Here is a 14,080-nt window from a genome sequence, read left to right as displayed (position 1 = left end):
CCTTACGGCTTTTTACAAATTATTCTTTTTTACACTAAAGTATATAAAAATGCCATAAAAAATTAAAAAACATTAAGAAAACCGATGAACTACAATTATTTTGACAAAAAACTTACTTAGCCTTCTTTCCCTCCCAATAGCTCCATCAATTCCAAAGCTCTTCTGGTCGATTTTACATTGTCAAAAGTCAATAACAAACGTAAACCGTTAGCGGTTTGTTTTTCTTTCATTTTACAAAGTGTAGGTTGTTTTTGAACAAATTGCAACACCTTATGAAAACGATTGGATTGATAAAAATCCGATTGTTGATCGGAAACAAAATAACCAATCATTTTGCCTTGTTTCATTACCAGCTTTTCAATTCCTACATGCGTCGCTACCCATTTGATGCGGATGCTGTTCATTAAAGCATTGGCTCTTGGAGGTAACGGACCAAAACGATCAATTAATTTATTTTGGAAAACCTGCAATTCTTCCTCGTTTTTAATCGTGGCCAATTCGTTATACAAATTCATTCGCTCCGAAATATTATTGATGTATTCATCCGAGAACAGCAATTCAAAATCGGTATCAATTTGTAAATCTTTTACATATTCCTTAGTTTCAATATCATTTTCAGCCGGATACAAATCCTTAAATTCGTTCTCTTTCAATTCTTCAATAGCCTCATTCATGATTTTTTGATAGGTATCAAAACCTATTTCGTTAATGAAACCAGATTGTTCTCCACCCAATAAATCTCCCGCACCACGAATTTCCAAATCCTTCATCGCAATATTAAATCCGCTTCCCAGTTCGCTAAACTGCTCCAAAGCCTGAATACGTTTTCTGGCTTCCTCAGTCATTGACGAATAAGGCGGACAGATGAAATAACAGAAGGCTTTTTTATTGCTTCGACCTACTCGACCACGCATTTGATGCAAATCAGACAGACCGAAATTATTGGCATTATTGATAAAAATGGTGTTTGCATTGGGTACATCCAAACCGCTTTCGATAATGGTTGTGGCTACCAGAACATCAAATTCTCCGTTCATAAATGCCAACATCAATTCTTCAAGCTTTTTCCCATCCATTTGTCCATGACCAATTCCTACTTTAGCATTTGGCACCAAACGCTGAATCATTCCGGCTACTTCCTTGATATTTTCAATGCGGTTATTGATAAAATACACCTGACCATTTCGTTGAATCTCATACGAAATCGCATCACGAATCACTTCTTCATTAAAACCTACTACATTGGTTTCAATAGGATAACGGTTGGGCGGAGGCGTTGTAATAACGGATAAGTCTCGAGCCGCCATTAACGAAAACTGTAAAGTTCTCGGGATTGGCGTGGCTGTCAAAGTCAGCGTATCTACATTGGCAGCAATAGTTTTGAGTTTGTCTTTTACGTTGACACCAAATTTTTGCTCTTCATCCACAATCAGCAAACCTAAGTCTTTGAAAACAACATTTTTGTTGACCAATTGATGGGTTCCAATCACAATATCCAGTTTGCCTTCGGCTAAATCTTTTAAGGTTTCTGCTTTTTGTTTCGCCGTTCTAAAACGGTTCAGATATCCAATTTTAACCGGCATGTCTTTTAATCGCTCTGAAAAAGTACGGAAATGCTGGTACGCCAAAATAGTCGTAGGCACTAAAACCGCCACTTGCTTGCTATTGTCCACCGCTTTAAAAGCAGCACGAATGGCAACTTCGGTTTTTCCGAAACCTACATCACCACAGACCAAACGATCCATCGGACGATCGCTTTCCATATCGGCTTTGACTTCTGCTGTGGATTTAATTTGGTCCGGAGTATCTTCATAAATAAAGGAACTTTCTAATTCGTTTTGCAAATAACTGTCCGGAGCATATTGGTAGCCTTTTTCCAAACGCCTTTTAGCATACAACTGAATCAAATTGAACGCAATATGTTTGACTCTGGCTTTGGTTTTTTGTTTCAAAACCTTCCAGGCATTCGAACCTAATTTGTAGATTTTTGGAGGCGTTCCGTCTTTGCCGTTGTATTTTGAAATTTTATGCAACGAATGAATACTCACATACACAATGTCATTATCGGCATAAACGAGCTTAATGGTTTCCTGAGTTTTACCTTCAACCTGGATTTTTTGCAAACCGCCAAACTTCCCAATTCCGTGGTCAATATGCGTTACATAATCGCCTACCGAAAGCGAAGTCAGTTCTTTAAGCGTAATATTCTGTTTCTTCGAATAGCCGTTTTTGATACTGAATTTATGATAACGTTCAAAAATCTGATGGTCGGTATAACAGCAAATTTGATTTTCTTCGTCCACGAATCCCTCATACAAAGGCAAAACGATGGTATTGTATTGCTTGCGGATATTCTCGGAATTGGCCTCATCTAATGTTTCAAAAATATCATGAAAACGTTTGGCCTGAGAATCATTCGAACAAAACAAATAATTTTTAAAACCGTTGAAATGATTTTCGCTCAAATTATTCAACAACAAATCAAATTGTTTGTTGAACGATGGCTGTGGCTGAATATGAAACTCAAATTTTTTAGTAGTTTTGAAAATCGCTTTTGAGTTCAATTCCACAATTGAAAAATCCAAAGCACGTTTTATAAAGGCCTTTTGATCCAAAAACAATTGTTCCGGAGTGGCATGCTTAATATCTTTGGATAACTTCTCAAAAGCTTCTTCGGCGCGGGCAAATTGCTTGTCTAATTGCGCCAAAACATCTTCCGTATTTTGAATAAAAAGTACGGTTTGTTCCGAAATATAATCCAGAAAACTTTCGCGGTTTTCCTGAAACAATTTGTTTTCTACATTGGGAATAATTGTAATTTTCTTTTGTTGCTCAATCGACAACTGCGTAGCTACATCAAAAGTTCGAATACTATCCACTTCGTTACCAAAAAACTCTATTCGGTACGGATTATCATTGGAAAACGAAAAGACATCGACGATTCCGCCACGAACAGAAAACTCTCCCGGTTCAGTAATAAAATCCACTCTTTTGAATTCATATTCGAATAAAACTTCATTGATAAAATCAATCGAAATTTTATCGCCAACATGTACTTTTAAAGTATTTTTATCCAAATCCCTACGAGTTACGACTTTTTCAAAAAGTGCTTCCGGATAACTCACAATTACCGCTGGTTTTTTGCGGGAATTAATGCGGTTTAAAACCTCGGCACGTAGCAACACATTAGCATTGTCAGTCTCTTCAATCTGGTAGGGACGACGATACGAACTGGGATAGAATAACACATCTTCCTCACCCAACATTTGCTCCAAATCGTTCAAGTAATAAGCTGCTTCTTCCTTATCGTTTAAAATCAGCAAAAAAGGCAATTCGGCTTTCTTGAAAACCGAACGAAGCACAAATGAAACCGCCGAACCCAGCAAACCGCTAAGCTGTAATTTAGCCTGATTTTTTTGCTGTAAAGCAGCCGAAATTTGTTGAATTTTAGGCGATGAATCGTAAATAGTGTATAAGGCTTTCTTACTCAACTCGGGCATCATTAGGGTTAATAATTGCTCTCGTGCCGGCCGGAAGAACAGACGGATTAGGCATCATCGGTGTATTAGGAATGGCTCTCGCCGAATCCAATAACATGCGTCTCATTTCATCTTCTCCTTCTTCCACCGGAATTTTACTTTTCTCGGTCAAAATATCAATCTGACGTTGCAAAGTAGCCAACTCTTTATTGACTTCGCCCACTAATTGCACCACTTTTTTATCAGGAATATTATCCAGATGAATGTACATATCCATCAATCGCACCTTAGTAATCAAAACCTGAATACGGCTTTTGATTTGCGGTTTATTGAACATTTCAGGGATGTTGTTACTCAAAGCTATGGCTTTTTTAGCAATAGCATCCGATTTTTGCTGAAAAGCGCCAATAGTCTTTTTAGGTTTTTGATGTAATTCCTGCATGAACAAACGCAATTCATTCCATGTTTTTATGGTTTCTTCGGTAGCCTCATTGATGGGTTCGTCATAAAAATCCCAGCCTTTTTGAATATTTTCAAAAATAACTTTTTTCTTCTTAGCGTCTTTGGCATTTTCAGCTAACCTCATTTGATTGTTTTCCTGATTACAGGAAGCCAATAAAATCAGCAAACCAAAAACATATAATAGTTTGTTATTCATCTTATTTTTCATTGAACCGCAAAGTTACAAAGTAAATGCTATTTCGTACACTTCTTTAAGTAAAGAATAACAACGGAGGAATGTAAGAACTTTTTTATTAGATTTGTTTAGAAATTTAATGAACACGAACAAGATGTTCGCACTATGATTAGAAAATAAACGAAATAAAAATGAATGCTACTAGAGACTTTGTAAAAAATAATTGGTTATTTCATTTGAGTGCATATTTAAGTAAAAGCGATAATAATTATGTTGGTGGTAGAATATTATGGGAACAATGGATGTTAGATTCCGCAGGAAATTTACTTTGGTTAAGCATAGAACAGTTGGTTAAAATCATTGTTGTACAGGACGAAATTGATTTTCAAGTATATTTAAAACAAAAAGAATATACTACATTAGAAAGAAACTTAAATAATACACAAGAGTTTTGTAAAACTATATCTAGTTTGTTTCGAAGAATAAATGGAAATCATAGTGTTCAAGGTCTATTAGATAGTACTTCTGAAAACCTAAATAAATTATTGAATAACAACATTAATTTACTCAATAACATTAACATTCTATATCAGAACCGTTATTATATATCACAAAACAGGACGACTCAATTAAATATGGTAGATGAAATTGATGAATTATATTTTAATTTGAGGTCAATGATAAATGAAAATATTCCAAGATCATATATTGATGAAATATTGTTTTACAAAGAATGTGCTAACTACTTTATTTTAGGAGGACATTTTTTGTATTCAGGAAATAAATTCATAAAAAGCAGAAAATATCCGTCAATTAATACAAGAATGGAAGATGGAACTATTATTAGTTATGATGGTAAAACTAAAAAGGTATTAGAATTGTAAAAACAAATCCCGATTGCTCATATCTCTAAGCAATCGTTAGGCAGACATTTTCCTATGCCTATAAGAAACAACCCCGACAGTTTTAAAAAAACTGTCGGGGTTCTATCTTAAGGAAGAAATAAAAACTACTTCACTTCATAAGTATTATTCTGTTGTTTTACATCCGCCATTAAACCGCTTGGGTCAATGGTAATTTTTTTGATAGCGCTTTTAGGTTTTGAAATAGTTAATTCGTATTTTGGGTTTGCCCAAGGCCAGTCATTCAAAACGGTTCTTTTAATTGCCGGATTAGGATTTTCTTTTTCAAAAAATAGCATTCGCAACGGAATGTAAAAACTTTCTACAGTTCCATCAGTATATTCAACTTGTAAGTCAATAGGCATCGGCATGCGACCCATTCGTTCTAAACTCACTAGCGTATTTGCTCCATTTTCAGTAACAGCGGTAATTCCGTAGTCAATGGTATTAGTCGTTTGTGTCCAATCGGTTAAATACCAATCGAGTTCTGCTCCCGAAACACGTTCGGCAGTACGTTTGATATCATTAGGGGTAGGATGTTTAAATTTGAAATCCTGATAATATCTTTTTATAGTTTCTGCCAATTTGTCCTGACCAATTAAATAACCCAATTGAGAAAGAAAAATACTTCCTTTGACATAAGACGCAATACTATACGAACGGTTAAAATCATAACGGTCACCATGTGTGGTTAGCGGCTGTTCTTTGCCGGAATTTACCAGCGAATAGTATACTTTATAATTCCCTTCAAAAGGATTCGCTGCCTTTTTTCCTGTGATTTCATTTACGGCCAAATCTTCTACATAAGTGGTAAAACCTTCGTCCATCCAAGGATGTTTGGATTCATTCGAAGCCAAAACATGCTGGAACCAGTTATGCCCTAATTCATGGGTTGCCGTTCCAAAAATGCCTTCCAGAGTTCCATTTCCTAAAATCAAAGTACACATAGCGTATTCCATTCCGCCATCACCGCCCTGAATAAAGGAATATTGTTTGTATGGATAATCGCCAATCATTTTATTGTAAAAATCCATCACCTTAACCATTAACGGCTGTAATTTTTTCCAGTTGTCTATAATCTTAGGATTGTTTTTGTATAAAAAATGTAAATCCACATTATTAGGTCCTTTGACTACATCATGCAAATATTCCTTATCGGCAGCCCAGGTAAAATCATGCACCATAGGCGCTACGAAATGCCAAGTTAGTTTTTTGGTTTTCTTTGGATATTTCACCTCAACACCGGCATCCTGATAGCCATGACCTATTTCGTTTGGATTTTGCAAATAGCCGGAACCTCCTAAAACATAATCCTTATCAATGGTAATTTTTACATCAAAATTTCCCCAAACGCCATGAAATTCACGGGCAATATATGGATCAGCATGCCAACCTTCAAAATCAAATTCGGCAATTTTAGGATACCATTGCGACATGGAGAATGCGATTCCTTCGGCATTATTTCGACCGGAACGACGAATTTGCACCGGAAGCTGTCCGTCAAAATTCAGCGTAAAAGTAGTTTGGGTATGAGGTAAAATGGGTTTTGCCAAAATCACTTCCAGAATAGTCCCAACAGTTCTTGTAGTAGCAGTAACACCGTCCTGTTTGAAATTAGAAATTTTCAGATAACCAATTTCGTTAGGTTTTAAATTTTGAATTCGGTTTTCTTTAATTTCCTTGTCTCCATCTTTGATTTTTTTCACCATTCGGGCATCAGGATCTGGAATATAATCGGCTCTTTCGGCCATTTCACTTCCCGGCTGAAAAGCATTGGGATACAAATGATAATACACTTTCTTTAAGGTATCCGAAGAATTGTTGGTATAAACCAATTCCTGTTTTCCTTTGTATTGAAAATGTTCCGCATCGACAGAAACTTCCATTTTATAATCTACAGCCTGTTGCCAATAAGAAGCGTTTTGCCCCATTACAGCAAATGCATTCGAAAAAAGTAGTGCTAAAAAAAAGATTTGTTTCATTTGATTATAAATAAAAAATGGAAGGATGATGTGTCCTTCCATTTGGTTACTATATTATAGTTTTATTTTTTTGACATTTCATTAGCCATTAAAATCGCATTGTAAGCATTTACTATTCTTCCTGTTTTTGACAATTCTTTAAACGGACGAACATCATTTGGATTCCCCCCTACAACCACATCTTTGTTTATAGCAACTCCGGAATCCATCAAAATATGTTTTACCTGGGAAGCTGTCAGTTTTGGATAATACGAACGGATTAAAGCCGCAACTCCTGCCACATTTGGTGCTGCCATCGAAGTTCCCTGTAAAAATCTATATTTATTATTTGGAACCGTAGCATAAATTTTCACACCAGGAGCAAATACGTCCACATTGATTTTTCCAATATTTGAAAAACGAGCCGGAAGATTTTCATCATATTCAAAATTTAATGCTCCAACTGTAATTAGATTATCTGAAATCTCCGTTTTTTTATCTTCGGAATCATTAGGAAAATTATCATAAAAATCTATATTTTTAGCATCATTCCCTGCTGCATGTACAATTAAAACATCTTTTTCAGCAGCGTATTTAATAGCATCAAAAACCCAGTTTTTATGTGGTGAAAATGATTTTCCAAAACTTCCATTAATTACTTTCGCTCCATTATCTACCGCATATCGAATAGCTAAAGCGATATCTTTATCATACTCATCGCCATCAGGCACGGCACGAACGGTAAGAATTGCAACATTATCAGCAATTCCGTCACCACCAATGTTGTTATTTCTCATTTGAGCAACAATTCCGGCTACGTGAGTTCCATGAAGAGCTTCTTCTTTATCAGGGCCTATCACGTTATTATTTCCATAATGCGTATCCGTAATATCGTTTGGTTTGTCACCCAGAACTTTTCTGTAATCAATATCAAGATTCTCTTTGTCATTCAACAATTCGTTTTGAGCATCGATTTGTTTTTGAATTTCTGCTTTCAAATCGGCAATTGGCATTCCGTATGAAAACATTCTTTGTAAAATAGTTTTACTTTTTTGAACCAAAGTATCTTTCGATTCCAGTGCTTTTATTTCTTCTGCTGAATAAACCTCTTTGCCTAACTGCTTTTTAATTACATTATCTGCGTTATCAAGACTGACAATCAATTTAGAATAATATTTTTGTTGATTTTCGGCATCTGATATTTTTTTATCGTATACTTTTTTAGCCTCCTGATAAGTCACCTCATCAACTAAACTTTTGTCTTTTAGAATTCTTTCGTATTCCAAATGCTCTTTAACGATATCACCCAGAAAATTCCATCCGTAAACATCATCTACAAAACCGTTTTTATCATCATCAATACCATTGTTTGGAATTTCTTTTGGATTAGACCATACCACTGATTTCAAATCTTCATGCTCAATATCTACTCCCGAATCAACAATTCCAACAATAACTTTTTGTCCTTTTCTGTTTTTCAACAATTCAGTATAAGCTCTGTCAACACTCATACCGGGAATGGTATCTTTTACGATATCTAAATGCCCCCAACGTTTTAATTGCGTTTCTGTTAACTCCTTATTTTTAGTAACATCTACAGGAGCTGTTATTGCAGTGAAAGCGCTATAATTGGGCAGATTTTTTTGTGCACCACATCCTGCCAATACCAACGCAGAAATAAGTGAAAGACCACTAATTTTTATATTATTCATTGACTACTCTATTATTATATATTTTACAAATATACCAAAAGTATGTTTTTTTGTTAACCAAATAACTTTCGGTTAACATTAAATTATGAATTCTTCGCATTTGAAAATTTCATCTATTTCAATCTTCTCATTGACGAATTATGAATATACTGAAAAAATGAAAATCAACCCCAACAAAAAAAGACTGTTTCTAAAACGAAACAGCCTTCTTCAAAAAAAATAAAAAAAACAAAGACCTAAATCTTTCTAAATTAATTCAGGTATTTGTCCTTAATTAATTGCTTTGCTTGAGCATCTATTCCAAATTCTTTTAACAACATATTATCTACCGAACCATATTTAGCTTCTACTTCATTCCAGGCAGCGTTTAAATACGAGGCTTTTACTCCCATCAACAATTTCATTTTATCAGTCGGAATTCCGTACCCTGCTAATTTTTGTTCATCGATATACTGAATCGCCTCATTTGATTTTAAATAATCATTAAAAATCTCCTCACGAGGCACATCTAAAATGTGTAAAAACATTGAAGCTGCAAATCCGGTGCGATCCTTTCCTGCCGAACAATGAAACAACACTACCGATTTATCTTCTTTCAAACTCTCAAAAAAAGGTTTGAAATCAGTGATATTTGCCACAAAAGTTTTATTAGCTTCAATCATCAAAGAATCGGCTTGTTTTTCACCAAAATCAGGTTTTGCCATCGCTTTCATAAATCCCTGCATCGATTTTACACCCACATTACCTATTGGCGCATTTTTTACCGTAATATGATTTTCTGCAGGCACATAATCCGGCTCTCTGGCTATTTCATAATCATTTCTAAAATCGACAATGGTATTAATGTGTAAATCTCTAAAGGCTTTTTTTTCTTCTTCATTCAGATTTGAAAAACTTCCTGAACGGTAAATAACCGGCTTGATTTTTTTGCCTTCCGCATTCACAACTCCCGAAAAAGTTCTAAAATTAGGACTGTCCTGAAATAACAACTTTTGTTGTGCATTCATTTGAAAACCTGAGACTAAAGCGAAAAGCGACATGCAAAATAAATTCTTTTTCATTTTTATTTTATTTAAAATTTGACAATGGTTTCCTGAACCGAAACCCAATTTTGATTTCGGCATTCAGGAATAATAATTAGTAGTTATTAGATTAGAAAATTTGATATTTAAGTCCCAATTGACCATTAATAGCCGACCATTCACTGCTGGTGTATCGGTTTTTGTTAGATCCTAAATACTGTTGGAAAGGCTCATTCGTTAAATTACGAACATTCATAAACACTTTTAGTTTATCACTTATCGAATAATCTGCAGAGAAATCTACCGTAAAATTGCTTCTGGCCGAAACATAATAATCAGGTCCTAAATTTTGATTAATAGTTTCAACCGATTTTCCTCGGTAGTTTCCGGCAATTTTGAACATAAAACCATATTTCTCGTAGAAAATAGCCGCATTAAACAACAATCCTGACTGGTTAGGCAAAGTCGTTTTGTCAACAGCAACTACATTTCCATTAGTATCAAATCGGTTTACTTCCAAATTCGATTTGATTAAAGTAGCATTTACATCCACTCCGAAACCTCCAAAGAAATTTTTCCACTCCGTAAAACGTTTGGTAATTCCAAATTCGGCACCATACAAAGTTGCATTTTTCACGTTTTTAGGCTGCGTAGTCAAATAATCAACACCATTCATGTTTTGAACCGATAAATCTTTGAAGATATAATTGGATAAATCTTTGTAAAAAACACCTGCGGTAATCAACCCGATATCATTCAGGAAATACTCTCCCATAAGATCAAAATTATTAGAAAAAGTAGGCAACAAATCCGGATTTCCTTTAGTAACTCTAACCAAACCTGCCGAAGTCGCATCGTAGGTTTCTCCCGGACTCAAATCGCCAAAATTAGGTCGGGTATAAGTTCGGGTATAAGCCGCTCTAATATTCATGTTGTCATTCGCCGCATATTTTACGTGGAACATTGGCAAAAAGGCATTGTAAGTATTTGTATTTTCAACCGGAGTTACCGTTTTTGTTCCTGCATCATACTTAGAACTCTTAACTTTCAAAATGGTATATTCGTTTCTTACGCCACCAATAAGAGTCGTTTTGTCTGTCAACTTATACGTTCCCATCAAATAGCTGCTAAAAACATCTTCGCTGGCATCAAATTGCGTAGTAGGATTTGATTTTGACGAATAATCTCCAAAACCATTATCGGCTAAGAAACTTGGAGAAAAAATGTCAAACAAAGCATTTTTAGTAAGCGGATTAACAATAAGCGGCGAAAGCGAACCTCCAATTTCTTTGAAAAAAGTAGAACGGTTAGGATAAGCTTCTGTTTGAAAATCACTTAAAGTTTTCAAAGCCGGCGAATTTGGAATTCCTAATGATGCTCCAGGCAAATAAGCCAACGGCGTCATCATACCGGAATAATCTTTAAACTTCGCTTTAGCTCCGGTTTTTATCGTAAAATTTGAATCGGAATTATACGTAAAATTAAATTGTCCCATGTTGTCTTTATCATAATTGTTCAACTGATAAATCACCAATTGTGTCAATTGCAAACGACTTGGATCCAAATAATCATTAGAATTAGTCAACTTTGGGTCAATATTAAACAAATCCAATCCGTTAGCATCCGGAGAATCGAATAAATTGTAAACCAAACCATCAGTCGCTCTGTTTCCAAAATCTCCAACTAACTTTTGTGTAAATTGTGCTATTGGCAAACCTCTTTTGTCCGAAGGCATGTTTGGCGGCGTATTTAAAACATACTCCATCTCATTGTGTGAAACCGACCAGTCAAATTTTAATTTGGAATCTATCAAATGACTTCCGCCTATTTCAAAAGCATTTAAACTGGTTTCATAATACGAATAACGGTAACTATACACGTATCTTTTTTTGGCAAAATCATAAAAAGATTCATTTACCGGACGAACATCATCAAATTTGTCGATCAGGAATTTTCCGAAAAATTTATTGCTGGCATTCAATTCGTAATCAATTGTTCCGCTGAAAGCCGTTGTTTTCCTTGAACCAAAATACCTTTTGGCATTCACGCTATTAATCGCATAACGTTGATCCACATTCGTGGCATTGATATTATAATCCACTACCATTTCATCGGTAGAAAAAGCTCTGTCCCAAATAGAAGCCGCCAATACAACGCCCAGTTTTTTATCAAAAAATCTTTTTCCAAAAACAACCGAACCATTATAAGTCGATTTCCCGGCACGTTCATTGTAACCGGCACCTAAACTAACATTCAGCATATCTTTACTTTGCGCTGTACGCGAAATAAAATCGATAGAACCTCCGATGGCATCTCCTTCAATATCCGGCGTAATAGCTTTTGACAATTGAATATATTGAATCATTTCGGTAGGAATAGCATCCAACAAGGTGTTTCGTGTTCCTCCGGCAGAGGCACTTGGCAAACGATTTCCGTTATACAAAACAGAATTCCAACCAAAAGGTGTTCCTCGAACACTCACTGAATTTGCCTCACCATGGTATCTGTTCACACTCGCACCCGGCATTCTTTGAACCGCTTCGGCAGCATTACGATCCGGTAATTTACCTACCGCATCAGCCGCCAAAACATCCATAATAGCAAAGGACTTCTTTTTAATACTTAAGGCTTTAATTTGCGAAGGCGCTGTAAATCCTTTAATAATAACTTCACTCAGCACACCTTCATCTTCGGTCATGGTAATTGTTCCCAAATTATTAATTCCGGGTTCTAATTTCAATTCCTTCGTAATTCCTTTATAACCTAAATAGCTAATAGCCAATTTTATTTTTTCGCTAACCAAATTCGTCAGCTGAAAAGAACCATCTAAATCTGTAGTCACTCCATTATTTCCCTCAAGAATTACCACATTTACTCCGGGCAAATATCCTTTGTCATCCGATATTTTACCTACTATGGAAGAACGACTTTGCGCATAAAAATTAAGCCCAAACAAAATCATCCCAAATAACAATAATTGCTTTTTCATTTTTAATTTTTTAATTTTTTCGGCAAATGTATTTGGGAAGTTCGAACAACTTGTCCTTTTAAATTTAGACGTACCGTATTTAAATTTAGAGACAATAATTTTAGTAAAAAATATTTTTAAACAGTTCAAAATAAACACTTTAACAAAAGTTAACTTTGTATTAACTAATTGTAAAAAAGAGATTTAGATTCTTTTTTAAATGTATTTGAAGGATTTTAAACAACTAAATCATCTCAATCAGAAGCCTTTTTTAAGCAAAATCCAATTGGATATTTTTCTGATATTCTTTTGGAGTGATTCCGTTGAGCAATTTGAAATTTTTATAAAAAGTAGATTTGTTTTTAAAACCACTTTCAAAACTAATATCGGTTAAATTTGATTTTTGGGATATTTCGATAAGTCGTTTGGATTCTTCAATTCGATAGTAATTTAGATAATTGTAAAAATTACTGTCTAATTTGATATTGATTGCCTGAGTGATTTTGATTTTAGGAACATTAATTTCCTTAGCAAGCATCTCCAAACTAAAATCGGGATTGAGAAACACTTTTTGCGATTGAAACAACTGATTAATCTTAGCCACAATGGTATCCATTTCGTCGGCATTCAAATCGTAATTTTTATATTTCTCTTTTGATTTTTCCAAAAGAGGAACTTCTTTTTCAACAACCTGAAATTTATACGCCAGTTTTATTCGATAATTTAAAGTCACAATCATGGTAAGCAACAAAACAGCATAGTACAAATACCTTAAATTCAACGGATTTTGAATATGAACCACTGTAAAAAACAACCCTAAAATGACCAAAGAGCTCGAAAAAAGCAGCAAATAACTCAACAACTGAATCATTTTCTTCCTTAAACAACTACTCGTTTCACGGTTAAAATGAATTAAAAAACCGGTCTTTTTTAAACAAAACAAAGAATAAAAAAGTAAAGACGGAACAAAAAGAACCATCGAAAAAATATCATAATAGCTTACCCATTGATCATTTTCTTCAAAAAACAACAAATGAATCATCATCAGCAAATTAATGATAGAAGAAAACACAAAAGGAATACTGTGAAAAATAATCTTTTTACTGTTTAATGAAATTCCGTTAACCGAAGCATAGAAAAAATACAATATTGGCCCATACAGTAATGAAAAACAGGCATGGACTTTATCAAAAATTAAATCATTAAAAAAGTAGGACAAGCTCATTTTGAAAACAATATGTAAAAAAATAATTCCAAAAAAACTCATTAAATAGTAATCTTCCTTCTTGTCTTTTTTATTCAAAAACAGTAAAGACATCAGGATAAAGGACTGAAAAGCAACTACAAAAAGAATATTAATCATATAAAAAAATTTCTACAAATATATTCCTGGACGATT

Annotated in this window: 8 protein-coding genes; 1 reads left to right on the top strand and 7 read right to left on the bottom strand. The window is 34.6% G+C overall.

The genetic code is table 11. The annotated features are described in order from the left end of the window. Positions 1-116: 116 nt before the first annotated feature. Positions 117-3,491: a transcription-repair coupling factor gene (gene mfd, locus B6A10_RS00780; protein ID WP_188219508.1), complete on the bottom strand. Its 3,375-nt coding sequence runs from the start codon at positions 3,489-3,491 to the stop codon at positions 117-119. Beyond that, positions 3,484-4,137 carry a hypothetical protein gene (locus B6A10_RS00775; protein WP_238929346.1) on the bottom strand — a complete coding sequence of 218 codons (654 nt, stop codon included), beginning with the start codon at positions 4,135-4,137 and terminating at the stop codon, positions 3,484-3,486. Before B6A10_RS00775 ends, mfd begins: the two co-directional genes overlap by 8 nt. 170 nt (positions 4,138-4,307) lie before the next feature. Here B6A10_RS00775 and B6A10_RS00770 point away from each other — a divergent pair, with 170 nt between their 5' ends. Further along, positions 4,308-5,000, top strand: a complete 693-nt coding sequence (locus B6A10_RS00770) for a hypothetical protein (RefSeq protein WP_188219327.1) — start codon at positions 4,308-4,310, stop codon at positions 4,998-5,000. A gap of 125 nt (positions 5,001-5,125) precedes the next feature. On the opposite strand, the gene B6A10_RS00765 is transcribed toward B6A10_RS00770, so the two are convergent. The 5 genes from B6A10_RS00765 to B6A10_RS00745 all read right to left on the bottom strand — a co-directional run bounded on the left by B6A10_RS00765 (position 5,126) and on the right by B6A10_RS00745 (position 14,044). After that, positions 5,126-7,000, bottom strand: a complete 1,875-nt coding sequence (locus B6A10_RS00765; protein WP_188219326.1) for a M1 family metallopeptidase — start codon at positions 6,998-7,000, stop codon at positions 5,126-5,128. Positions 7,001-7,062: 62 nt separating this feature from the next. Then, positions 7,063-8,691 carry a S8 family peptidase gene (locus tag B6A10_RS00760; protein ID WP_188219325.1) on the bottom strand — a complete coding sequence of 543 codons (1,629 nt, stop codon included), beginning with the start codon at positions 8,689-8,691 and terminating at the stop codon, positions 7,063-7,065. Positions 8,692-8,942: 251 nt separating this feature from the next. Then, on the bottom strand, positions 8,943-9,752 hold the full coding sequence (locus B6A10_RS00755; protein ID WP_188219324.1) for a tyrosine-protein phosphatase: 810 nt from the start codon (positions 9,750-9,752) through the stop codon (positions 8,943-8,945). A gap of 91 nt (positions 9,753-9,843) precedes the next feature. Further along, on the bottom strand, positions 9,844-12,702 hold the full coding sequence (locus tag B6A10_RS00750; RefSeq protein WP_188219323.1) for a TonB-dependent receptor: 2,859 nt from the start codon (positions 12,700-12,702) through the stop codon (positions 9,844-9,846). 250 nt (positions 12,703-12,952) lie between these two features. Then, positions 12,953-14,044, bottom strand: coding sequence for a helix-turn-helix domain-containing protein (locus tag B6A10_RS00745; RefSeq protein ID WP_188219322.1), 1,092 nt, complete (start codon positions 14,042-14,044; stop codon positions 12,953-12,955). Positions 14,045-14,080 lie beyond the last annotated feature (36 nt).

The sequence above is a fragment of the Flavobacterium pokkalii genome (genome assembly GCF_014596575.1).
Lineage (GTDB): Bacteria > Bacteroidota > Bacteroidia > Flavobacteriales > Flavobacteriaceae > Flavobacterium > Flavobacterium pokkalii.
Note: the sequence above shows the minus strand (reverse complement) of the source record. Positions and strands in the feature narration are given on the sequence as shown.